The organism is Arthrobacter ginsengisoli (assembly GCF_031456935.1).
GTDB classification, from domain to species: Bacteria; Actinomycetota; Actinomycetes; order Actinomycetales; family Micrococcaceae; genus Arthrobacter; species Arthrobacter ginsengisoli.
Genome location: NZ_JAVDVQ010000011.1, coordinates 71,205 through 93,667 on the forward strand (window position 1 = coordinate 71,205; position 22,463 = coordinate 93,667).

17 protein-coding genes and 1 pseudogene are annotated in these 22,463 nt (G+C 66.8%); 12 read left to right on the forward strand and 6 right to left on the reverse strand.

Annotation, left to right across the window (positions count from 1 at the left end; all coding sequences use genetic code 11):
* Positions 1-127: 127 nt before the first annotated feature.
* Together J2X01_RS13710 and J2X01_RS13715 are read right to left on the reverse strand one after the other, a co-directional pair.
* Positions 128-805: an anti-sigma factor family protein gene (locus tag J2X01_RS13710; RefSeq protein ID WP_310058257.1), complete on the reverse strand. Its 678-nt coding sequence runs from the start codon at positions 803-805 to the stop codon at positions 128-130.
* A complete protein-coding gene (locus J2X01_RS13715; RefSeq protein ID WP_310058259.1) occupies positions 802-1,302 on the reverse strand; it encodes a sigma-70 family RNA polymerase sigma factor in 501 nt (166 codons plus the stop codon). The genes J2X01_RS13710 and J2X01_RS13715 overlap by 4 nt, the downstream gene beginning before the upstream one ends.
* A gap of 183 nt (positions 1,303-1,485) precedes the next feature.
* Between J2X01_RS13715 and J2X01_RS13720 the strand changes: the two genes are divergently transcribed.
* Complete coding sequence (locus tag J2X01_RS13720; protein ID WP_310058263.1) at positions 1,486-2,028, forward strand: COG4315 family predicted lipoprotein; 543 nt, start codon at positions 1,486-1,488, stop codon at positions 2,026-2,028.
* 26 nt (positions 2,029-2,054) lie between these two features.
* Here the strand turns inward: J2X01_RS13720 and J2X01_RS13725 are convergent, their stop codons facing one another.
* Positions 2,055-2,927: a DMP19 family protein gene (locus J2X01_RS13725; protein ID WP_310058266.1), complete on the reverse strand. Its 873-nt coding sequence runs from the start codon at positions 2,925-2,927 to the stop codon at positions 2,055-2,057.
* Between the two features lie 224 nt (positions 2,928-3,151).
* Between J2X01_RS13725 and J2X01_RS13730 the strand changes: the two genes are divergently transcribed.
* Entirely contained in the window at positions 3,152-6,667 is a 3,516-nt protein-coding gene (locus J2X01_RS13730; RefSeq protein WP_310058269.1) for a DEAD/DEAH box helicase, read from the forward strand.
* Between the two features lie 313 nt (positions 6,668-6,980).
* Here J2X01_RS13730 and J2X01_RS13735 read toward each other — a convergent pair.
* A pseudogene (locus J2X01_RS13735) lies at positions 6,981-7,568 on the reverse strand (primary-amine oxidase); the annotation flags it as partial.
* Positions 7,569-7,713: 145 nt separating this feature from the next.
* Between J2X01_RS13735 and J2X01_RS13740 the strand changes: the two are divergent.
* Together J2X01_RS13740 and J2X01_RS13745 are read left to right on the forward strand one after the other, a co-directional pair.
* A complete protein-coding gene (locus J2X01_RS13740) occupies positions 7,714-8,304 on the forward strand; it encodes a TetR/AcrR family transcriptional regulator (RefSeq protein ID WP_310058273.1) in 591 nt (196 codons plus the stop codon).
* Between the two features lie 124 nt (positions 8,305-8,428).
* Positions 8,429-9,400, forward strand: coding sequence for an AraC-like ligand-binding domain-containing protein (locus tag J2X01_RS13745; protein ID WP_310058275.1), 972 nt, complete (start codon positions 8,429-8,431; stop codon positions 9,398-9,400).
* A 128-nt stretch (positions 9,401-9,528) separates the two neighbouring features.
* Here J2X01_RS13745 and J2X01_RS13750 read toward each other — a convergent pair whose 3' ends face one another.
* Entirely contained in the window at positions 9,529-10,998 is a 1,470-nt protein-coding gene (locus J2X01_RS13750) for an APC family permease (protein ID WP_310058279.1), read from the reverse strand.
* A 327-nt stretch (positions 10,999-11,325) separates the two neighbouring features.
* Here J2X01_RS13750 and J2X01_RS13755 point away from each other — a divergent pair, with 327 nt between their 5' ends.
* Both J2X01_RS13755 and J2X01_RS13760 read left to right on the forward strand, forming a co-directional pair.
* Positions 11,326-12,735: an aldehyde dehydrogenase family protein gene (locus J2X01_RS13755; RefSeq protein WP_310058280.1), complete on the forward strand. Its 1,410-nt coding sequence runs from the start codon at positions 11,326-11,328 to the stop codon at positions 12,733-12,735.
* 158 nt (positions 12,736-12,893) lie between these two features.
* Positions 12,894-13,751: a prephenate dehydratase gene (locus tag J2X01_RS13760; protein ID WP_310058282.1), complete on the forward strand. Its 858-nt coding sequence runs from the start codon at positions 12,894-12,896 to the stop codon at positions 13,749-13,751.
* A 178-nt stretch (positions 13,752-13,929) separates the two neighbouring features.
* On the opposite strand, the gene J2X01_RS13765 is transcribed toward J2X01_RS13760, so the two are convergent.
* The gene (locus J2X01_RS13765; RefSeq protein ID WP_310058283.1) at positions 13,930-15,846 is read right to left on the reverse strand and encodes an FAD-binding monooxygenase; all 1,917 of its coding nucleotides are present in this window, start codon (positions 15,844-15,846) and stop codon (positions 13,930-13,932) included.
* Between the two features lie 225 nt (positions 15,847-16,071).
* On the opposite strand from J2X01_RS13765, the gene J2X01_RS13770 reads away from it, so the two are divergent.
* The 6 genes from J2X01_RS13770 to J2X01_RS13795 are packed head-to-tail and all read left to right on the forward strand — an operon-like array spanning position 16,072 to position 22,461.
* Entirely contained in the window at positions 16,072-17,532 is a 1,461-nt protein-coding gene (locus J2X01_RS13770; protein WP_310058286.1) for a fumarylacetoacetate hydrolase family protein, read from the forward strand.
* Positions 17,525-18,196: a GntR family transcriptional regulator gene (locus tag J2X01_RS13775; protein ID WP_310058289.1), complete on the forward strand. Its 672-nt coding sequence runs from the start codon at positions 17,525-17,527 to the stop codon at positions 18,194-18,196. The genes J2X01_RS13770 and J2X01_RS13775 overlap by 8 nt, the downstream gene beginning before the upstream one ends.
* A gap of 22 nt (positions 18,197-18,218) precedes the next feature.
* Complete coding sequence (gene hpaE / locus J2X01_RS13780) at positions 18,219-19,730, forward strand: 5-carboxymethyl-2-hydroxymuconate semialdehyde dehydrogenase (protein ID WP_310058292.1); 1,512 nt, start codon at positions 18,219-18,221, stop codon at positions 19,728-19,730.
* 51 nt (positions 19,731-19,781) lie between these two features.
* On the forward strand, positions 19,782-20,867 hold the full coding sequence (gene hpaD / locus J2X01_RS13785) for a 3,4-dihydroxyphenylacetate 2,3-dioxygenase (protein WP_310058294.1): 1,086 nt from the start codon (positions 19,782-19,784) through the stop codon (positions 20,865-20,867).
* Positions 20,868-20,869: 2 nt separating this feature from the next.
* Positions 20,870-21,655: a 2-oxo-hept-4-ene-1,7-dioate hydratase gene (gene hpaH / locus J2X01_RS13790; RefSeq protein ID WP_310058297.1), complete on the forward strand. Its 786-nt coding sequence runs from the start codon at positions 20,870-20,872 to the stop codon at positions 21,653-21,655.
* Complete coding sequence (locus J2X01_RS13795; RefSeq protein WP_310058299.1) at positions 21,640-22,461, forward strand: HpcH/HpaI aldolase family protein; 822 nt, start codon at positions 21,640-21,642, stop codon at positions 22,459-22,461. The genes hpaH and J2X01_RS13795 overlap by 16 nt, the downstream gene beginning before the upstream one ends.
* Positions 22,462-22,463 lie beyond the last annotated feature (2 nt).

Here is a 22,463-nt window from a genome sequence, read left to right on the forward strand (position 1 = left end):
TTCCCCGGCTTGGCTCCATCGGTTCTCCACAGATGGCCGCTATTCCGACCCTCGTGGCGGTCAGCTCCCCCAGCATGAGTAGAGCAGGAGGTCTGACACTTAATGCGGGTAAAGCGCCGCCGCTTACCTACCCGCGGGGCACGGCAATGACAGCCACGGTCTGTTGCTGGCCGTCGCGCATCTCGACGCTGGAGATGTTGGTCAGCTGCAGGGGCGTGGCTCCGGTAATCCTGACCCTCCCGCTGGGTGTGGCAGACCATGCGCAGGCGCGGTCCTCGCCGCCGCCGGTGTCCTTCACCCACAGCGACAAGGTGCCGTCCACCGGCAGGCTCCGTCCCTCGACCGCGAGCTCGGTGCCCCAGGTCTTTTTGACCATGCCCACAGTGATCTGCAGCCCGTCGCCGGCCTGGACGGAATAGCTGGCGTCCGGTTTGGGCGGCTGGTTGGCCAGCGGCGCGGCCAGGATGCCGAGCGTGAGGCACGCCGCGGCCGCCGCAGCCAGCGCCGCGGTCCAGCGCCGCCGCGCCTTTCGCCGGCGCGCGGACAATTCGTCGAGCATCCGCTGCGGCACCGCAGCCGGCGCGGGAACCGGCGGGGCCGGGTCCCGGACCGCAACGGCGCCGAGGGCGACGGCGTCGGGCACCGGGAGCGCGTCCAGCAGCGCCGGTAGGCTGGCCAGTTCGTCCAGCTCCCGCCGGCAGTCCGCACAGCTGCCCAGGTGCTGTTCGAAGGCGGCGGCCTCGTCGGGCTCCAGCCCGCCGAGCAGGTAGGCGCCGAGCAGCTGGTGGAGTTCAGTGGCGCTCACCGTTGCACCCCCATCTCGTCAAGGATCGTTCGGAGCGCGCGCACGGCGTAGAACGCGCGGGACTTCACCGTTCCGCTCGGGATATTCAAACTGACCGATGCCTCCTGGACGGTGAAGCGGCGGTAATGGAGCGCCACAAGAACCTCCCGGTGCTCCGCGCTGAGCCGCAGCAGCGCCTCTTCCATCAGCACGCGGTTCAGGAGTTCGTCGACGCGTTCCTCGCCGTCGGCCGGGTCGGCCAGATCACGGTCCGCCGTTTCGCGGGGCCTTCGCTGGGCTTTGCGGTAATTGTCGATCATGATGTTGCGGGCCGTCCGGAACAGGTAGCTGCGCAGGCTTCCGGTGATGTGGGGCGCCTGCTGCCAGACCCGCAGCACGGTCTCCTGCACAACGTCGTCGGCCAGCTGCGGATCCCGGCAGGCACTGAGGACAAAACGCCTGAGCGCCGGCCCGTGGTCGCGGTAGATCGCCGCCACCACGTCTTCATCCAGCGACATAACCGTCCTCCCTGGCTCATGCGGTCCGCGCTACCCCTATGACGTGCGGACCGCCGGAAAGGTTCACACGCGCGGAATCCCGGGCACGGTCCGCGATCTGCTGTGAACCATTCTTCCCCCAGGGGCGTCGTACCGGTTAGCGCCGGCCAGGCCAGTTGGCCGGTTCGAGTCAAGGAGCAGCAGATGAACAAGCACCTCAGCATTGGCCTGTCCGCTTTCGCCCTCGCCGCACTACTCTCCGGCTGTGCCGGCACCAGCGGAACCAACACCTCCACGCCGCCGGCAGCCACGACGACGGCGCCCGGCAGTGCCGCACCGGGTTCGGCTCCGGCGTCGACCTCGGCACCGGCCGTGTCCACGGCGGACCTCAAGGTCGCGGATTCCGCAGCCGGCAAAATCGTGGTCGACGGCAAAGGAATGAGCGTCTACTACTACACGAAGGACGTCAAGGACTCCGGAACCAGCACGTGCACCGGCGGCTGCCTCGACGCGTGGCCCGCGGTCCTCGCCGCCGCCGACACCCCGACGGTCGAGGGTGTCACCGGCACCGTGGGAACGATTGCCACCCCCGATGGGAAGAAGCAACTGACCATCAACGGGATGCCGGTGTACTACTACGCCAAAGATCTGGCCACCGGGGACATCCTGGGCCAGGGCGTCGGCGGCGTTTGGTATCTCGTGGCACCGTCAGGAGAGATGATCACCGCCGCCGCCGCCGGGTACTAGCCGGCGGCAGCGGCGGCAGGCCAGGCTCAGTCGTCCTCGTCCTCGAACTCGACGGCTGCCAGGATCTCCTTCGTGTCCGGGTGGATCATGACCGCTTCGCGTTCATCCTCCAGCATGAGGAACTCGCCCTGGTCCGTGCTGAAATGCCAGGCCAGGGTGGTCTGGCCGTCGTGGTCATAGTTGGGGTCGCCCATGGTGATCTTCAGGAGCGTGTGGCCGGCCACGGCGCAGAGCTCGCGGATGATTATCTCGAATTCCGGGGTGTCCAGCAGGTCGTCTTCGGCGGCCTCGGCCTGGCGTTCAGCCAAGTTCGGGATGCGGGACACGCGCTCGGCTATGTGGCGGTCGAGTTCCTCCTCGTCCAGCAGGAGGAGGTCCGCCTGGCTGCGGAGCCAGGCGGCGTTGAGGACGATGAGGTCTTCGGTCTCCAGCAGGGTTCCGAACTCGCCGTCGAGCTCTTCCAGAAAACGGACAGCGTCCGGAACAGCCGTGTCCGTGGCATCTTCCAGGTCCGCGTCCCCGTCAAGGTACGCGTCTGCTTCCTCCTCGGAAAGGGAATCGAAGGCGGCGACGGTGCGGTTGAAAAGGTCCAGGTGGGCGGTGGCCCCCATACCTTCGAGCCCCGCCCGGACGTACGCGTCGGTGTCCTCGCGATCGGGCGTGGTGAACACGTACTGGGCGAACCCGCCGCCCAGAGTCTGCGTCAGGTAGAAGTCAACGTAGTAGCTGCGCAGTGCGTTTGGCGCGATTTCCTCGATGTCAAGCAACTCCGCGTACATGGAGTTGACCACGTCCACGTTCGCGTCAACGACATCCGCGTCGCTGCCGTTGATGCTCTCCCGCGGCAGGACCGGCGCGTAATTTGTGGCGGGCAGGGTGGTGGCAAGGCCGTTGCTCATGGAAAATCCTCACTGCTGAAGGCGGGTGGCGCTCCGAACCCCTTCACGCTACGGGGCCTTGCCCGCGCCGCGGTTGAGCCGGAGCTGAACGTCCGGCGAAGTTTGGGTGTCCCGGTGTGCACGTCGCCCTCGCGTTGTCCACGTGGGCCGACGGCCGGGTACGGGGACTCCTGCCGGGCTCGCTAAGATGGATCAGATGACCAACTGCTGAAAGTAGTGCGCACATGCCATCCCATCCGGACGAGAGTGCGGCACTGGCAATACAGACTCCCGCGATCAACGACCGCTCCCTCGCGGCCGGACTTGCCTACGCCATGGGGAGCCGAGTTTCCGGGATTTCCTTCGATGCCGCCACCGGACTCATGCTCGGCAAGGTGCGGGGCAGCACCGATGTGCCGTATTCAACGACGGCGAAGCTGGTCCGGAAGTCGGGCGGCTGGAGCTGCACCGTGGGCGTCTGCAGCTGCCCGGTCCGGAAGGACTGCAAGCATGTGGCCGCACTGCTGTTCGCCGCTGAAGACAGCCCGGCGATCCGTGTCCAGTTGCTGGCGCCGGCCGATACCAGCCGGCTGTCCCGGCAGGCGCCGGTGCAAGAGGCGCCGGATTGGGAACAGGCTCTCAGCCCGCTGATCGCCCGGCCGGGAATCACACAGTCCACGAACGGCATCCCACTGGCGCTGCAGTTCGAAATCGAAGAACCCGCCCCGCATTTCTCCTACACCGGCCGCCGAGATCCGCTCCGCAGCGTCCGGCAGCTTAAGGCGCGTCCCGTGATCATGGGAACCAAGGGCAAGTGGATCCGCGGCGATGTCTCCTGGAACACCCTGAGCTACCTGAGCTACCGGCGCGAATGCAACGAGGCCCACGTCGAGTGGATGCAGGAGTTCCTCGCCTCGCACACCGCCCAGGCCAACCGCCAGCATGCCGGGACCGGGCTGTGGCTGGGCCTGAACACCTATGCCGGCAAGAACCTGTGGAGCCTGCTGGCGCAGGCCCGGAAGGTCGGCGTCGCCCTCGTCCACAGCCGGGGTCCGGAGCCCGTGCGGCTCGTTGAGCAGCCGGCCGCCGTCGGGCTCAACCTGACCCGTTTCGGCGCCGCACCGGTCCCGGCCGGGGCGAACGACGGCGACGGCGTTACGCCGGCCGGCGGCGGGGACGGCGGCGGGCTGTCCCTCGCCCCTACCATCACGGTTGAGGGTGAGGTAGTCGATCCGGCTTCCGTCGGGACCATCGGGCGCCCGGCGCACGGGATCTTCCTGACCTCCGGAGCGGACGCCCTGCCCGGAGTCGCGCCGACGGACTCTGTCATCACGCTCGCCCCGCTGGAACCCGGACTCAGCGAGGAGCTCCTGACCTTCGTTACGGCGGGAACCACGCTGCATATTCCGGCCCGGGACGAGAGCCGCTTCCTGACCGGCTTCTATCCCAAACTCAAGCAGAGCGCCCGGGTGACCGCCTCCGATGAGTCCGTGGAACTGCCCCAGCTGGCCGTTCCCACGCTCTCATTGCTGGCGAACTACGGCGCCGACCACCGGGTCCGGCTGCACTGGGAATGGCATTACAAGTCCGGCAAGCTCGTCACCGCCCAGCCGCTGTGGCGCCACCCCGGCGATCACGGCTATCGGGACGACCCTGCCGAGGCCCGGCTTCTCGAAGCCGTGGGGCAGCCCTGGGACCTGGTGCCCGCTCTGGGCGAGTCCGCGACGGGCGGCTGGGGCACACCGCGGCTGGCAGCATCGGCTGAACTCAGCGGCTTGGACACGCTGGCGTTCACCGAGGAGCTGCTCCCGCGGCTCCGTGAGATCCCCGGCGTCGCAGTGGATACCGCCGGCGACATCGCCGACTACCGCGAAGCAGAAGAGGCCCCGGTCGTGGCGATCTCAACCAAGGCCACCGACAGCCGGGACTGGTTCGATCTTGGCATCGTGATCACCCTGGAGGGCCAGCCGGTGTCCTTCGCGGCGCTGTTCTCCGCCCTCGCCGCGGGGCAGACCCGCATGCTGCTGCCCAGCGGCGCCTACTTCTCGCTGGACCTCCCAGAACTGCACCAGCTCCGCGCACTGATTGACGAAGCCCGCATCCTTCAGGACAACCAGGGCAACAAGGACGCGCCGCTGCAGATCAGCCGCTTCCAGGCCGGGCTCTGGGATGAACTGGCCCAGCTCGGCATCGTGGACCAGCAGGCCGCGGCCTGGCGCGAGGCCGTCGGCGGGCTGCTGGAAGGCGGGGTGAAGGGCCTGCCGTTGCCGGTAACGCTGAACGCCGAGCTGCGCCCATACCAGCTGGAGGGGTTCAACTGGCTGAGTTTCCTCTACCGCCACGGGCTCGGCGGCGTGCTGGCCGATGACATGGGCCTGGGAAAGACCGTGCAGGCGCTGGCGCTGATCTGCGCCGCCAAAGTCGCGGCCGGAGGGGCTGCTGCTGCCCCCGACGGCGACGCGGCCGCCCCTGACGCTGCCCCGGAACCAGCGGAGGACAGCGCCGCTGCCGCGCCGGGCGCGGCCCCGTTCCTCGTGGTCGCCCCCACGAGTGTCGTCGGAAACTGGGAGGCAGAGACCGCACGGTTCGCCCCCGGCCTCACGGTGCGCGCCATCAGCGAGACCTTCGCCAAAAGCGGCTCCAGCCCTGCGGAAGCAATGGCGGGGGCGGACATCGTCATTACCTCCTACGCCCTGTTCCGGATCGACTATGAGGCCTACGCCTCCAAGGAATGGGCCGGCCTGGTCCTGGACGAGGCCCAGTTCGTCAAGAACCACCAGTCCAAGGCCTACCAGTGCGCCCGGAAACTTCCCGCGGTGTTCAAACTGGCCATCACCGGCACCCCGCTGGAGAACAACCTGATGGAGTTCTGGGCGCTCACCTCGATCGTCGCGCCGGGGCTGTTTTCCAGTCCGAAGCGGTTCGCCGAGTACTACCAGAAACCGGTCGAAAAGAACGGTGACAAGGCGCAGCTGGACAAGCTCCGGCGTCGGGTCCGTCCGCTGATGATGCGGCGCACCAAGGAGCAGGTCATCCACGACCTGCCGCCAAAGCAGGAGCAGATCCTCGAGGTCGTGCTGAACCCGCGGCACCAGAAGGTTTACCAGACCCACCTGCAGCGCGAACGCCAGAAGATCCTGGGCCTGATCGACGACGTCAACAAGAACCGCTTCACCATCTTCCAGTCCCTCACGCTGCTGCGGCAGCTCAGCCTGGATCCCTCGCTGATCGATCCTTCGCTGTCAGGGGTCCGGTCCAGCAAACTCGATGTGCTCTTCGAACAGCTGGAGGACCTGGTGGCGGAAGGGCACCGGGCCCTGATCTTCAGCCAGTTCACCGGCTTCCTGGGCAAGGTCCGCGAGCGGCTGGTCGAGGAGAACATTGAGTTCTGCTACCTCGACGGCAGCACCCGCAACCGCACCGACGTCGTCAATGAGTTCAAGAACGGCGCCGCCCCGGTGTTCCTGATCAGCCTCAAGGCCGGCGGCTTCGGCCTGAACCTGACCGAGGCGGACTACGTGTTCCTGCTGGATCCGTGGTGGAACCCGGCCTCGGAGGCGCAGGCCGTGGACCGCACGCACCGGATCGGGCAGGCCCGCAACGTGATGGTCTACCGGCTCGTCGCCAAGGACACCATCGAGGAGAAGGTCATGGCGCTCAAGGCCAGGAAGTCCCAGCTGTTCGCCGACGTCATGGAGGGCGACGCGCTCTCCGGCGGAGCCCTCACGGCGGAGGACCTGGCCGGGCTGTTCAACGACTGAGTTCCTGGCTGTCGCGTTTCAACCGCTGGACTGCACCCGGAGCCGGGCCAGGAGCGTCGCGGCGAGCAGCGACGTCGTCATTTCCAGTGCAATGACCGCCAGGAGCGCCCCGGCGCCCGACGGTGCGGCTCCGGCGGTGGCGGCGGCTCCGTAGTGGGCGTGGCCCGCCGACACCGCTCCGGACCCGACGCCCAAGAGCAGGACTGCGTGCACCCCGGTCATCGCCACTGCCGAGGCCATGACCCGGCGCAGGGCGCTGACCCGCCCCTGCCGCCAGATGTGCAAAGCACACGGCAGGCACACCGCCACCATGGTAGTTGCCGTGCTCGGCGGGAATCGGCATGGCGCCCAGGTCCAGCACCTGCGTGACCTCCCTGCTGACCACATCCACGTACGCCACAAGACCGTCCACCGGGTGCGCCCAGGCGCTGTCTTCGGGGAAATCCTGCACGAAGGCCAGGCCACGCAGAATGCGGCGGCCCTTTTCCTCCGGGTATTCGAAGACTCCTGCTGACAGCGGGGCAACGCGGACCTTGCCGACGTCGGGCCCGCGGTGCGCCAGCGCCCTAAGCCAGCGCTCGTCCGCCGCCAGGAGCTGCTCGACGACGTCGAACTCTTCTTCCAGGACAGGAAGCTCACCGGCTAACGCTTTGTCCAACTCGACGACGGAGGTCACCTCGCCGCTCGTGACGGAAACAGCGACGTCCAGGGGACGGCCGCCTGAAACATCATGGATGAATACCCGGAAGCGACGGTCCTCGGTATCCACCGCCGCGCCCCGGGCGGGATCCAGCAGACCGAGGTACGCGATCCGCTTCTCGGGCCCGAGAAGTCCCCCGGCGCGGAGAATGCCTTGGACTTCCGTGATTTCCGCGGCCGCTGCAAGGCGGTACGGCGTCACCGTGCCAGTTGTGGAGAGTGTCGTGACGGCCTTTTGTCCGGGACCTTGGCAGGTCGTATTTTTATTTTCTATAGTTGCAGAGAATAACCGTACGTAAGATGTGTCACAAGAGTTCGAGCCAAAAAAGTTCCGGGGGATCACCAGCGTGCCAAAGATTGTTGACCATGATGTGCGGCGCCTGGAACTGGTGGATGCTACCTGGCGGATCATCGCCCGGCTGGGCATCGAAGGCGCCACCATGCGGGAGATCGCCCTCGAGGCCGGCTTCGCGAACGGGGCCCTCAAGCCGTACTTCCCCACGAAGGATGACCTGCTGACCTTCGCATTCGGGCACGTCTTCAACCGCACCAACGAGCGCATCGCCTCAGTTACCGCCGGGCAGGTTGGACTGGCGGCCCTGCGGGCGTTTTGCGTCGAGGTGCTACCCCTGGATGAGGAGCGGATCAACGAGGCCCGGATTGTCATTCCGTTCTGGCAGAAGGCCATCAACGATCCCGGCAAGGCCCGCATCCACCGTGAATCGATGGAGCAGTGGCTTGCCGCGATGCGGCAGTACCTGGCCGAGGCGCGGCAGGCCGGCGCCGTCACGACCGCCGTCGACGACGCCGCCCTGGCCGGGCAACTGCTCAACCTCCTCCTCGGCGCGCAGATCGCTGCAGCACTCGCCCCGGAAGGCCAGCTAGAGCTCGGGCTGAACGAGCAACTGGAGGGATTCTTGACCCTCCTGGCCTGCTAGGCCCGCGGGGAATCTTTTTTCGCCGGTTGTCGAAAAAAGGTGACAGTGGTGTGCTGCGACGCTACCCTGAAAGGACTGTGTCCCATGACATAGTCCCCGAAATACGACGGCGTCAGGATCTTCGATGACCGCAGTTGCAGCCCGCCCATCGCTTAGTGCCGCCGGGCAGGCCGTCCACACCAGTACGGCGGCCTCCTTCGACCACTGGAGGCACCTCGTCGCGGAGTCCTTCGTTCCCCTGGCCGCGTCGAGCAGGGATGCGGACAACTTCCGCGGCCGCATGAGGGCCCGCAGGCTGGACCGCGTGGCGGTCGTGGAGGTTTCCTCCACGAGCCATGAGGTCCACCGCACGCCGGCGCTCATTGCGCAGTCCAACGAGCGCTATTTCAAGCTCAATCTCCAGATGCAGGGCACCGGTCTCCTCATCCAGGACAACCGCGAGGCAGTCCTGCAGCCGGGCGACATCTCCATCTATGACACCAGCCGCCCCTACACACTTGCCTTCGAGGGCGACGCCCGCCTGATGGTGTTGATGTTTCCTTGGGACGCCTTGTCCCTGCCGCCGGACTGCATCGCGCAGCTTTCGGCCGTGCGGATGGCCGCTGACTCAGGCCTCGCCGCGATCGTCGGGCCGTTCATCGCCCATCTGGCGGAGAATCTGGATGCACTGAGCGGCCCCAGCGGTTCCCGCCTCGCCACGAACGCCCTCGATCTCGTCTCCACGATGCTGCATTCGGAACTGGACATGTCCCCGGACCGAATGAGGCCGCAGGCCCTGCTGGCGGCATCCGTCCGCGAATACATCGACGCAAACCTGGCCGATCCGCTGCTGTCGCCCGCTTCGATTGCGGCCGCCCATTTCATCTCCACGCGGCACCTACACAACGTCTTCCATGAGTCCGGAACCACCGTGGCGAGCTGGATCCGGACCCAGCGGCTGGAAGGCGTGCGCCGCGAGCTGCGGGATCCACTCCTGGCCGGATTGCCCGTAGGAGCCGTGGCCGGGCGGTGGGGTTTCCTGGATGCGGCGCATTTCAGCCGCACGTTCCGGGACGCCTTCGGCGAATCCCCCAGCGACTGGCGGCGCGGCGCTTAGGAAGGGCACCGCTCCCGCAGTGACAGTTCCCGTTGCGCTGGCAGCACCCGACGGCAGTAACGCCAGCAGGGATGCAGGGGGCGGTGCCGGATCCGTCCGGCACCGCCCCCTGCATTTAAGGCCGGTCGCTAAGCGGGGACTCCCTGCCGTGCGGCCCGGCGCTCCACGCCGATTTCCACCAGCACGCCGGCCGCAAACACGATGGGCACGGCGATCAGCAGACCCACGGCCGTTTCGGGGCTGCCGCCGATCAGTGCCGTGAAGTTGCTGACAACGAGGGACAGAACCCAGCCAAGAAGCAAGGTGGCGAGTGTCGGCGCCACTTTGGTCTGCCACACCTGGCCGGCAACCTTTTCGCGCCGGAAATACGCCACGACGGCAAGGGAGCAGAGGATATACAAGACCAGGAGCGCAGCCACGGCAAGCCCGCTGAACCAGGAAAAGAGGGTCAGGACAGGATCCAGGGACAGCAGGGCGAACGGCGCCACGAGCAGGAATGCGACCACGGTCTGGATCCGCGCAGCTACGGCGGGCGCCCGGTGACGGTTGGTGCGGGCCACGGCGCCGGGCATCGACCCGCGCAGCGCCAGTGAATGCAGGTAGCGGTTGATGCCGTTGTGGAAGGCGATGATGCCGGCCAGCAATGAGGTCACGAGCAGGATGCCGGTGGCTATTCCGGCCCACGGCCCGAACAGCTCCACCATCGGCGTCAACACGAAGGAGGTGGAATCGCCGGATTCGAGGGCCGCCCCTGCAGCATCGATGACATGTGAGGGGCCGTAGTAGCTGACCAGCATCCACGAAATGAAGGAGAAGAACACCGAGATGACCCCGACCGACAGGTACGTGGCACGGGCCACCGTGCGGTGGGCGTCCTTGGCCTCGGCCGAGTAGATGGCCGTTGACTCGAAGCCGAACATGGAGGCGACAGCGAACATGATGGCGACGCCAGGGGCGCCCGTGGCGATCGCCGCGGGAGAGAAGGAAGCCGCGAGACTGATTCCTTCCGGCCCGCCGCCCCGAAACAGCACGGTGAAGCCAAACATGATCAGGATGGCGACCTCCAGGCCCACGAGCAAGGCAAGGACCCTCGCCCCAAGTTCGATGTTGAGCGATCCCAGCACCTGCACGCCCGCCATGGTGACCACGGCCAGCAGCCACCAGGGAACCACGATGCCGGCGGACGCGAGGAGCCCCGAGAACGCCGCGCCGTACAGCCCGTACATCGCGGCCTGGACCGTGCTGTAGGCGAGGAGAGCGAGCCACGCGGCTCCCGCTCCGGTATTGCGCCCAAAGGCTGCCGTCACGTAGGCGTAAAAGGCGCCATTGGCCTGGATCTTGCGGCTCATTGCCACGAACCCGACCGCGAAGATGACGATGACGATGCCCACCACGAGATACGCCCCGGGCGCTCCGGGACCGTTGCCGAGGGCTGCGGCCAGCGGTGACGCCCCGACGATTCCGGTCAGCGGGGCCTGGGCGGACAAAACAAAGAAGAGAATGCCCATGACGCCGACGCTGCCAGCGCGCAGCGCGGTGGAGTGCTCCTCGCGGGGACTGGCTTCCGCGGTCCGGGTCTCGGAATTTGAAATACTCATCGGATCCTTCTTAACGGTCATGAGTCGGGGAAATGGTGGTCTGAGAACTGGGGGTGCATGCACTGTGCAAACCAGCATGGCAGGTGACGCCCGTCACTCTTTTGTCGATCAGCGATCGGTTGTTGTTCCTCAGCGCAACGGCATCCAAGTCCGTCGCGATCCTTCGCGGTGGGTCAACTGCAGTTCGCGCAATGACAAGACTGGCGCCCCGCGCCGGAGGACACTCGGACGTGACAGTGCGGCCGCACTGGAACCATCCCGCACCGCACGTCAACACCCCCAGCCCTTCAATTACCCTGCATCACCTACTCGAAGTGGAGTACCCCCGTGGAAACCTACGACGCCCTCCTGGCCTCGATCGCCCCAACCTCCGGGCAATCCCGGACCATCCTTGACCCCGCCACCGGCACCGTCGTTGGCGAAGCGCCGGTGCACGCGCTGGAGGACCTGGAGCGTGCCGTTGCCGCCGCCGCGGCTGCCCAGCCGGAGTGGGCAGCGTTGGGCCACGACGCCCGCAGCGCCGCCCTGCTCAGGGCCGCCGACGCCGTCGAACGCTCTGCCGAAGAACTCGCCCGGCTGCTCTCCCGCGAGCAGGGCAAACCGCTCAACGGCCCGAATGCCCGGTTTGAGGTCGGCGCGTGCGCGGCGTGGCTCCGCGCCGCCGCCGGCACTCCAATGGAGCCGGAAACCGTGGTGGACGACGGCGAGACCCGCGCCGAACTGCACCACCGGCCCATCGGCGTCGTCGGCGCGATCGGGCCCTGGAACTGGCCCATGATGATCACCATCTGGCAGATCGCCCCGGCACTCCGGATGGGCAACGCCGTGGTGGTCAAGCCCTCCGAATACACCCCGCTGTCCGTCCTGGCCCTCGCCAAGGTCCTCAACGAAGAGCTCCCCGAGGGCCTCCTCACGGTGGTCTCCGGCGGCCGCGACGTCGGCGAGGCCCTCGCCGGACACCCCGCGATCGGCAAGATCATGTTCACCGGCTCCACCGCCACCGGCAAGGCCATCATCAGGTCCTCCGCAGACACCGTCAAACGCCTCACCCTGGAGCTCGGCGGCAACGACGCCGGCATTGTCCTGCCCGACGCCGACCCCAAAGCCATCGCCGAAGGCCTGTTCTGGGGCGCTTTCATCAACACCGGCCAGACCTGCGCGGCCCTGAAGCGCCTCTACGTCCACAGCGACATCTATGATGCAGTCTGCGAGGAGCTCACGGCCGTCGCCGCCGCCATGCCCATGGGCGTAGGACTGGATGAGGCCAACGTGCTCGGCCCGCTGCAGAACAGGCAGCAGTTCGATATCGTGGCCCGGCTGGTCGACGCCGCCCGCGACGCCGGGGCCAAGATCCTCCTCGGCGGAAACCCGGACACGGACCAGCCCGGATACTTCTACCCTGCCACCCTGGTTGCCGACATCGACAACAACAATCCGCTGGTGGCCGAGGAACAGTTCGGTCCCGCCCTGCCCATCATCCGCTACAGCACGGTTGACGAGGCCGTCACGATGGCAAACGCCCTCGACGTCGGACTCGGCGCCTCGGTCTGGTCCTCCGATCCGGCCGCGGCCCGCGGGGTGGCCACCCGGATCCAGGCCGGCACCGTCTGGATCAACAAGCACGGCGCCGTTGACCCGAGGGTCCCCTTCGGCGGTGCAAAGCAATCCGGCTATGGCCTGGAATTCGGCGTCGAAGGCCTCAAGGCCCTCGGCGTACCCCAGGTCATCAACGGCTGACCGGCCTACGGTAACCTGACCGGGAGGCCGGGGCGTCCGCCCCGGCCTCCCGGTTATCCCCTCTGAGTGGCGCGTGCCGGCGCGACAGCCTCCCTAAGCGTGACGCTGAATGCGGGCCAGTTGGGTATGTGGGCTCCCGGCATGAAACCATACCGACCATGGTCCAGAAGATTGCGTACCAGGGTGAGCCCGGCGCCAATTCCAATATTGCGTGCGCACAGATGTTTCCCGAACTGGAAAGCGTCCCGTGCGCCAGCTTTGAGGACGCTTTAGAACTGGTGTCCGGTGGTGAGGCTGCCCTGGCCATGATTCCCATTGAGAACTCGATCGCCGGCCGGGTGGCGGACATCCACATCCTGCTGCCACAATCCCGTCTGCAGATAGTGGGCGAATACTTTCTTCCGATTCATTTCGACCTGCTGGGCATCCCCGGCAGCACCATCGAGGGGGCCACTGAGGTCCACAGCCACATCCACGCCCTGGGCCAGTGCCGCAAGTTGATCCGCAGTGCCGGCCTGAAGCCTGTTATTGCCGGCGATACCGCGGGTTCTGCCCGTGAAGTGCGGGAGTGGAACGATCCGGCCAAGCTGTCCCTCGCTCCTCCGCTGGCGGCCCAGATTTACGGCTTGCAGGTGCTGGCTTCGCGGGTGGAGGATGACCCATCCAACACCACCCGGTTCGTGGTCCTGGCGCGGGAAAAGGAACTGCCGTCGCGGGAGGCCCTGCCGGAAGCGGCGGTGACCAGCTTGCTGTTCCGGGTCCGGAACGTCCCCTCCGCACTGTTCAAGGCACTGGGCGGGTTTGCCACGAACGGCGTGAACATGACAAGGCTGGAAAGCTACATGGTGGGCGACGAGTTTGCTGCCACCATGTTCATGGCCGACGTCGAAGGTCACCCCGAGGACCTGCCCGTCCGCCTGGCCCTTGAGGAGCTGGGCTTCTTCACCACCGAAGTGCGCATCCTGGGCGTGTATGCCGCCGCCGAATACCGGACCGCGCAGGCAGCCGCAAGCTGAGGTCCTCGCCGCGCACAAAAGTACGACGTGCCGGGGACGACGCTCCAGCCCAGTTACTCGGTGCCGGACCCCGCCGCACGTCTGACCACCCGCGGGATTCCGCGGGTGGTCAGAGGTGCGGCCAGAAGCAACTGGGCGGGAGCGTCACCACGCCGTCGGCAGGGCGCGGTGACGTCGCTTAGCCCACGTGATCCTGGAATTCGGGGGCGCGGTTGCCTGCCTGCAGGATGGGCGCGAAGAACGCGCCGAGTTCCGCCGTCGCCGTCAGGGGCAGGACGTTTGCCACGTACTGGTCCGGGCGGACCACTACGACGACGCCGCCGCGGTCGAGGCCGCGCAGCTCGAAGATGTCCGCGGTGGGATCGGTGCCGTAGACCTTCTCCAGGTAGGTGAGCTTGAACGGCCCCACCTCCGGCTTGAACACGGCAGGGACGGCGCTGATGTCGACGCCCGTGTGCTCCTGCTGGTAAACCACCTTCACGTCAAACCACGCATCACGGTCCGCCCCTGCGGGGGTGGCGGCGAGCGGCGAGTCAGGAGCGTTGGCCAGCCACGCGGCGAGATCCGTTGTCGGCGACGGCGCTCCGGCCACAGCCCCGTCCGCGAAGACGTAGATGCGCCAGCGGCCGTCGGCCGTGGCCTGGTGGCCGAGCTGGAGCGGGTTGGTGTCGGAGACGCGCTGCACCTGCGCGGACTTGAAGCGCTTTCCGATGGGGAAGCCTGTGGCCAGGTTCTGATGTGTCGCTTCAGCGACGATCATTGACGGCGCGTACTCGGTCATGAAGCCCGCGGGGAACTCGGCGGTGCGAACATAGAAGTCCTCCAGCTCGGAGGGGCTCTCGAACTCTTCGGGCTTTTTTGCCATCAGCGTCGACCACACCTTGTCGAAGTCGATGAGGTTCTTCGCGACAACCTGCCGCTCGGCCGAGTAGGTGGAGAGCAGGCTGTCCGGACTGCGGCCTTCAAGCACGTGGCCGAGCTTCCAGCCGATGTTGAAGCCGTCCTGCATCGAGACGTTCATGCCCTGGCCGGCTTTGGCGCTGTGCGTGTGGCAGGCGTCGCCGGTGATGAACACGCGCGGAGTGCGGGTACCGAGCTCCTCCGGGAGGACGTCGTCGAACCGGTCGGTGAGGCGGTGGCCCACCTCGTACACGCTGTTCCAGGCCACGTTGCGCACGTCGAGCGTGTAGGGGTGGATGATCGCGTTGGCCTTGGCGATGATCTGCTCAATGGTGGTCTTGCGGACGGCCCCGCGGTCGTCCGCGGCGACCTCGCCGAGGTCGACGTACATGCGGAACAGGTGGCCGCCCTCGCGCGGGATCAGCAGGATACTGCCGCCCGTGCCGGATGTAATGGCGCACTTGAGGCGGATGTCGGGGAAGTCCGTGTTCGCGAGCACGTCCATGACGCCCCATGCATGGTTGGCCTGGTCGCCGGCCATGGTGCAGCCGATGGACTCCCGGACCTTGCTGCGCGCGCCGTCCGCTCCGACGACGTACTTAGCCCGGACTGTGCGCGTCTGGCCCTCGTCGGGGCCGGCCGTGCGGAGGAGCGTCACCGAGACAGGGTACTCCCCTGCGCCACCCTCGAGCCCGAGGAATTCGTAGCCGTAGTCAGGCGAGATGCGGGTGGGTGAGTTGGCCATGAACTCGCCGAAATAGTCCAGAACACGGGCCTGGTTGACGATCAGGTGCGGGAACTCGCTGATGCCTGTCGTGTCGTCCACGGCACGGGCTGCGCGGACGATGCGGGCCGGGTCCGCGGGGTCCGGTTTCCAGAACGCCATTTCCGTGATCCGGTATGCCTCGGCGATGATCCGCTCGGCGAAGCCGAAGGCCTGGAAGGTCTCAACGCTCCGGGCCTGGATCCCGTCGGCCTGGCCAATGGCGAGCCGTCCTGCGCGGCGTTCCACAATGCGGGTCGTGATGCCCGGGAACTGGGACAGTTGGGCGGCGGCGAGCATACCGGCGGGCCCGGTGCCCACAATGAGCACGTCGACCTCGTCAGGAAGCTGAGCGGGACGGTCGATACCGACGCCGGCGGCCGGCTGGACGCGCGGGTCACCGGATACGTAACCGTGATGGTGGAAATGCATGGGCTTTCCTCACTTCGTTGTGTGGCGGTCTGCCGCCTGCTTTGGCGTTCGATAATAGAACTTAGTGTTCGATAATCGAATTGATGTCTGTGATCCAGAACTCTACGGCAGATATGACGCAGGTTACAAATGCATTGAAAACACCCCGGGAACCAGGGGTTGACGATCCGCGCTTCCTGAGTCATAGTCATCGTATACGATTTCGTACTCGATGAGGAGAGATTCTTGGAACAGGTCACCGACCACATCCTGGCCGCGGCCCGCAAGGTCATCGCGGTGCATATCAACTACCCCAGCCGGGCAGCCCAGCGGGGCCGTACACCCGGGCAGCCTTCGTACTTCCTGAAGCCATCGTCCTCCCTGGCTCTCAGCGGTTCAACGGTGGAACGCCCCGCCGGTTGCGAACTCCTCGGTTACGAGGGCGAGATCGCACTGATCATCGGGAAGCCGGCGCGCCGGGTTGGCCTTGAGGACGCGTGGAGCCACGTCGAGTGGGTGACCGCAAGCAATGACCTCGGCGTATACGACCTGCGCTATGCGGACAAGGGCTCCAACCTCCGGTCCAAGGGCGGCGACGGCTTCACGCCGGTCGGTCCCGGGCTGATCGCCGCGGACTCCGTCGACCCGGCACAGCTGCGGATCCGCACCTGGCACAACGGCGCACTGGTCCAGGACGACACCACCGGGGACCTGCTCTTCCCGTTCGCCCGGCTCGTCGCTGACCTGTCCCAGCTGCTCACGCTCGAAGCGGGCGACATCATCCTCACCGGCACTCCCGCCGGGGCCTCCGTGGCCAAGCCGGGCGACGTCGTCGAGGTTGAAGTCAGCGCCGGGGACCTCACCTCGGGCAGGCTGGTCACCCGGGTGGAGGAAGGCACGACGCCGTTCGCCGACTTCGGCGCCCGGCCCAGGACCGATGATCTCCAGCGGGAGGAAGCCTACGGTTCCCGCGAAGCCGCCGGGCTGGCAGCGCCGGCTCCCATCCTGTCGCCGGAGCTGAAGGCGAAGCTGGAAAGCGTCTGCACGGCCACCCTGTCCTCGCAGCTGCGCAAGCGCGGACTGAACAACGTCAGCATCGACGGGCTGTCCGCGACCCGCCCGGAAAAACGTGTGGTGGGCCTGGCCCGGACACTGCGCTACGTGCCCAACCGCGAGGACCTCTTCAAGACCCACGGCGGCGGCTTCAACGCCCAGAAGAAGGCGATCGACTCGGTTAACGAGGGCGAAATCCTGGTGATGGAGGCCCGCGGCGAAAAGGGCACGGGCACCATTGGCGACATCCTGGCCCTCCGCGCCCAGGTCCGCGGCGCCGCCGCCATCATCACCGACGGCGGTGTCCGCGACTTCTCCGCCGTGGCCGCGATGGACATGCCCACCTACTATGCCAACCCGCACCCCGCAGTACTGGGGCGCCGGCACATCCCGTGGGACACCGACATCACCATCGCGTGCGGCGGCACCACCGTGCAGCCCGGGGACATCATCGTGGCCGATTCAGACGGCATCCTGGTGATCCCGCCGGCACTGGCCGAGGAACTGGCGGACGATTCCATCGCCCAGGAACGCGAGGAGGTCTTCATCGCCGAGATGGTGCAGCAGGGCCACAGCGTGGACGGCCTCTACCCGCTGAACGCCGAATGGCGGGCCAAGTACGAGACGTGGGAAGCCGGCAAAGCCAATGGCTGAGACGGCCACCGCCGTAGCCGGAACCGGCAGCAAATCCGAGCAGGCCTACGCCGCTGTCAAAGCCCGGATCGTGGACGGGACCTACTCCCCCGGCTACCGGCTGGTGCTGGCGAAGATCGCGGAGGATTTGGGTGTCAGTGTGGTGCCGGTCCGTGAAGCCATCCGCCGGCTCGAGGCCGAGGGCCTGGTGACCTTCGAGCGGAACGTCGGGGCCACTGTCGCCGGGATCGACCCCACCGAGTACCTCTACACGATGCAGACCCTCAGCATCGTCGAAGGCGCCGCCACGTCACTGTCAGCGCCGCTGATGGGGGCGGCGGACATCGCCCGGGCGCGTGCTGTGAACGAGGAAATGCGCGACTGCCTGCAGCACTTCGATCCCGTCCGTTTCACCCGGCTGAACCAGGACTTCCACAGCGTCCTGTTTGAGCACTGCCCTAACCCGCACATCCTGGACCTCGTCCATAGGGGCTGGAACCGGCTCGCATCACTCCGCTCCTCGACCTTCAGGTTCGTGCCCGGCAGGGCGCACGACTCGGTGGACGAGCACGAAACCCTCCTGAAGCTCATTGAAACAGGTGCCGACGCCGACACCATCGAAAAAGCAGCACGGCTCCACCGCAGCGCCACTCTGGACGCCTACCTCGCACAAACCAAGCAGTAATGACCACCGTTAGGACTCAATGATGACGACTGCCGCAGAAACCACATCCCATTACGTCCCGCAGGACCTTCCCACCCACATCCAGCACTACATCGACGGCGAGTTCGTTGATTCAGTGGGCGGCAAGACCTTTGATGTCCTGGATCCGGTCTCCAACACCAACTACGCCACCGCCGCCGCGGGCCAGAAGGAGGACATCGACCTCGCCGTCGCCGCCGCCCGCAAAGCATTCGTGAACGGCCCGTGGCCGCGGATGAAGCCGCGCGAACGCGCCCGCGTCCTGAACCGGATCGCCGACGCCGTCGAGGCCCAGGAGGCGCGGCTGGCCGAACTGGAGACGTTCGACACCGGCCTGCCGATCACCCAGGCCAAGGGCCAGGCCTTGCGTGCGGCGGAGAACTTCCGGTTCTTCGCGGACCTGATCGTGGCCCAGTTCGACGACGCCATGAAGGTCCCGGGCGCGCAGATCAACTACGTGAACCGCAAGCCGATCGGCGTCGCCGGCCTCATCACGCCCTGGAACACCCCGTTCATGCTGGAGTCCTGGAAGCTCGCCCCGGCGCTGGCCACCGGCAACACCGTGGTGCTCAAGCCGGCGGAATTCACGCCGCTGTCCGCCTCGCTCTGGGCACAAATCTTCAAGGACGCCGGGCTGCCCGACGGCGTCTTCAACCTGGTCAACGGCCTCGGCGAGGAAGCCGGCGACGCCCTCGTGAAGCATCCCGACGTCCCGCTGATTTCCTTCACCGGTGAAACCACCACCGGCCAGACGATCTTCCGCAACGCCGCGGCCAACCTCAAAGGCCTATCCATGGAGCTCGGCGGCAAGTCGCCGTGCGTCGTGTTCGCCGACGCCGACCTGGACGCCGCGATCGACTCCGCGTTGTTCGGGGTCTTCTCGCTCAACGGCGAACGTTGCACGGCCGGTTCCCGGATCCTGGTAGAGCGCGGCGTGTACGAGGAATTCTGCGAAAAATACGCCGCCCGCGCCAAAAACATTGTGGTCGGTGACCCGCACGACCCGAAAACGGAGGTCGGTGCCCTGGTCCACCCCGAGCACTACGCCAAGGTGGCCTCCTACGTGGAGATCGGCAAGTCCGAGGGACGGCTGCTGGCCGGCGGCGGCCGTCCGGCCCACCTGCCCGAGGGCAACTACATCGCGCCGACCGTTTTCGCCGACGTCGCCCCGGACGCGCGGATCTTCCAGGAGGAGATCTTCGGCCCGGTCGTCGCGATCACGCCGTTCGACAGCGACGAGGAAGCGCTGGCTCTGGCCAACAACACCAGGTACGGGCTGGCCGCCTACATCTGGACCCAGAACCTGACCCGCGCGCACAACTTCTCGCAGAACGTCGAGGCCGGCATGGTGTGGCTCAACAGCCACAACGTCCGCGACCTGCGCACCCCGTTCGGCGGCGTCAAGGCCTCCGGGCTGGGCCATGAGGGCGGCTACCGCTCGATCGACTTCTACACCGACCAGCAGGCCGTCCACATCACCCTCGGCACCGTCCACACGCCTAAATTCGGCGCCTAGTTCCGGCGCCAACAGAACCACCTGACCCCCTTTCAAAGAAGAGAGAGCATCATGACCAACTTTGTCCCCACCCCCTCCATCCCGGCACCGGACATCGTCCGCTGCGCCTACATGGAAATTGTGGTCACCGACCTCGCCAAGTCCCGCGCGTTCTACGTGGACCTGCTGGGCCTGCACGTCACCGAGGAAGATGAGAACAACATCTACCTTCGGTCGCTGGAGGAGTTCATCCACCACAACCTGGTGCTCCGCAAGGGACCCATCGCCGCCGTCGCAGCCTTCGCCTACCGGGTGAAGTCACCTGCTGAAGTGGACGCCGCCGAGGCCTACTACAAGGAACTGGGCTGCCGCACGGAACGGCGCAAGGAAGGCTTCACCAAGGGCATCGGCGACTCCGTCCGGGTGGAGGATCCGCTCGGCTTCCCCTACGAATTCTTCTATGACGTCGAGCACGTCGAGCGCCTCACCCAGCGCTACGACCTGTACTCCGCCGGCGAACTGGTCCGGCTGGACCACTTCAACCAGGTCACCCCGGACGTGCCCCGCGGCCGCAAGTACCTCGAGGACCTCGGCTTCCGGGTCTCCGAGGACATCCAGGACTCCGACGGCGTGACCTACGCTGCCTGGATGCACCGCAAGCAGACCGTGCACGACACCGCCCTGACCGGCGGCAACGGCCCGCGCATGCACCACATCGCGTTTGCCACGCACGAGAAGCACAACATCATCCAGATCTGCGACAAGATGGGAGCCCTGCGCATCTCGGACCGGATCGAACGCGGCCCCGGCCGCCACGGCGTGTCCAACGCCTTCTACCTCTACATCCTGGATCCGGACGGCCACCGGATCGAGATCTACACCCAGGACTACTACACCGGCGACCCGGACAACCCCACCATCACCTGGGACGTCCACGACAACCAGCGCCGCGACTGGTGGGGCAACCCCGTGGTCCCGTCCTGGTACACCGAGGCCTCCCTGGTCCTGGACCTCGACGGCAATCCCCAGCCCGTCATCGAGCGCGAAGAGAAGAGCGAAATGGCGGTCACAGTGGGCGCCGACGGCTTCTCCTACACCCGCAAGGACGGGAACCCCGACGGGGACCGGACAGGCTTCAAGCTCGGGGCGCAGCTGTAGCCATGCTGGATGCCAAGACGATCGAGGCCATCGCGGATGAACTGGTCGACGCCGGCCGCAACCGGAAACCAATCCCCCGCCTGACGGCCCGTTACCCGGGGATGACGGTGGAGGATTCCTATGCGGTCCAGCAGTTGTGGCGGCGCCGTAACGAGGAAGCGGGCCGGACCCTGGTGGGCCGGAAGATCGGTCTCACGTCGAAGGCGATGCAGGCTGCCACGGGCATCACCGAACCGGACTACGGTGCCATTTTCGATGACATGGTGCTGGAGACCGGGTGCTCGGTGGAGTGGGACAAGTACACCCACCCGCGGGTGGAGGTGGAGTTGGCGTTTGTCCTGAAGGACGCGCTCAAGGGCCCCGGCTGCACGATCTTTGATGTCCTGAGGGCCACCGACTACGTGGTTCCGGCCCTGGAGATCCTGGACTCCCGGATCGAGATGGAGGGCCGGACCATCGTGGACACCATCTCGGACAACGCCGCGATGGGGGCCATGGTGATCGGCGGCAACCCGGTCAAGCCGGACGCCGTGGACCTGCGCTGGGTTTCCGCCATCCTGTATAAGAACCAGACCGTGGAGGAAACCGGTGTTGCCGCAGGGGTCCTTGACCACCCGGCCAACGGGGTGCACTGGCTGGCCAACAAGATCGCCGCGCACGGGGACAGCATGAAGGCGGGCGATATCATCCTGGCCGGCTCCTTCACCCGGCCGATGTGGGTGTTCAAGGGCGACACCGTCCACGCAGACTACGGACCACTGGGAGTTGTGACATGCCGCTTCGAATAGAACCTCAAAACACCTTCCGGGATGCGCTGCGCAACGAAACGGGCGCTGCCGGCCGTCCGCTGGCGGGGATGTGGGTGTGCTCGGGCAGCCCGCTGGTGGCCGAGGTCTGCGCCGGGTCGGGCCTGGACTGGCTCCTGGTCGACGCCGAGCACAGCCCCAACGGACTCGAATCCATCCTCGCCCAGCTCCAGGCCATCCATGGTTACCCGATCCACACCCTGGTCCGGCCGCCGGTGAACGACACGGTGCTGATCAAGCAGTACCTGGACCTGGGCGTGCAGAACCTGCTGGTCCCCATGGTGAACTCCGCGGCCGACGCCGAAGCCGCCGTCGCGGCCACCCGCTACCCGCCCCAGGGTGTCCGCGGGGTGGGCTCTGCTTTGGCCCGCGCCGCGCGCTGGAACCGCGTCCCGGACTACCTGGCCCGGGCCGGCGAGACCATCAGCGTCACCGTCCAGATCGAATCGGCCGCCGCTGTCGACGCAGTGGAGGACATCCTGAAGGTCGACGGTGTGGACGCCATCTTCCTGGGCCCCTCCGACCTCGCCGCGTCGATGGGCCTGCTGGGGCAGCAGGACCACGAAGAGGTGCGCACCGCCGTCGAACACTGCCTCACCGCCGCGAACGCGGCCGGCAAACCCGCCGGCGTCAACGCCTTCAACCCCGACACCGCGCGCCGCTACCTGGACGCCGGGGCCGACTTCATCCTGGTCGGCGCCGACGTCGCCCTGCTGGCAAGGGGCTCCGAAGCCCTCGCCGCCAACTACGTCCAGCGCGCCGACGGCGACACCCCCGCCAGCTACTGACC

Excerpts from the sequence above, each read along its gene's own strand:
- J2X01_RS13760 (WP_310058282.1), top strand. The coding sequence starts at position 12,894 with ATGGTCCAGAAGATTGCGTACCAGGGTGAGCCCGGCGCCAATTCCAAT.
- J2X01_RS13775 (WP_310058289.1), top strand. The coding sequence starts at position 17,525 with ATGGCTGAGACGGCCACCGCCGTAGCCGGAACCGGCAGCAAATCCGAG.
- J2X01_RS13765 (WP_310058283.1), bottom strand. The coding sequence starts at position 15,846 with ATGCATTTCCACCATCACGGTTACGTATCCGGTGACCCGCGCGTCCAG.
- J2X01_RS13725 (WP_310058266.1), bottom strand. The coding sequence starts at position 2,927 with ATGAGCAACGGCCTTGCCACCACCCTGCCCGCCACAAATTACGCGCCG.
- hpaE (WP_310058292.1), top strand. The coding sequence starts at position 18,219 with ATGACGACTGCCGCAGAAACCACATCCCATTACGTCCCGCAGGACCTT.
- J2X01_RS13750 (WP_310058279.1), bottom strand. The coding sequence starts at position 10,998 with ATGAGTATTTCAAATTCCGAGACCCGGACCGCGGAAGCCAGTCCCCGC.
- hpaH (WP_310058297.1), top strand. The coding sequence starts at position 20,870 with ATGCTGGATGCCAAGACGATCGAGGCCATCGCGGATGAACTGGTCGAC.
- J2X01_RS13745 (WP_310058275.1), top strand. The coding sequence starts at position 8,429 with ATGACCGCAGTTGCAGCCCGCCCATCGCTTAGTGCCGCCGGGCAGGCC.
- hpaD (WP_310058294.1), top strand. The coding sequence starts at position 19,782 with ATGACCAACTTTGTCCCCACCCCCTCCATCCCGGCACCGGACATCGTC.
- J2X01_RS13715 (WP_310058259.1), bottom strand. The coding sequence starts at position 1,302 with ATGTCGCTGGATGAAGACGTGGTGGCGGCGATCTACCGCGACCACGGG.
- J2X01_RS13795 (WP_310058299.1), top strand. The coding sequence starts at position 21,640 with ATGCCGCTTCGAATAGAACCTCAAAACACCTTCCGGGATGCGCTGCGC.
- J2X01_RS13720 (WP_310058263.1), top strand. The coding sequence starts at position 1,486 with ATGAACAAGCACCTCAGCATTGGCCTGTCCGCTTTCGCCCTCGCCGCA.
- J2X01_RS13730 (WP_310058269.1), top strand. The coding sequence starts at position 3,152 with ATGCCATCCCATCCGGACGAGAGTGCGGCACTGGCAATACAGACTCCC.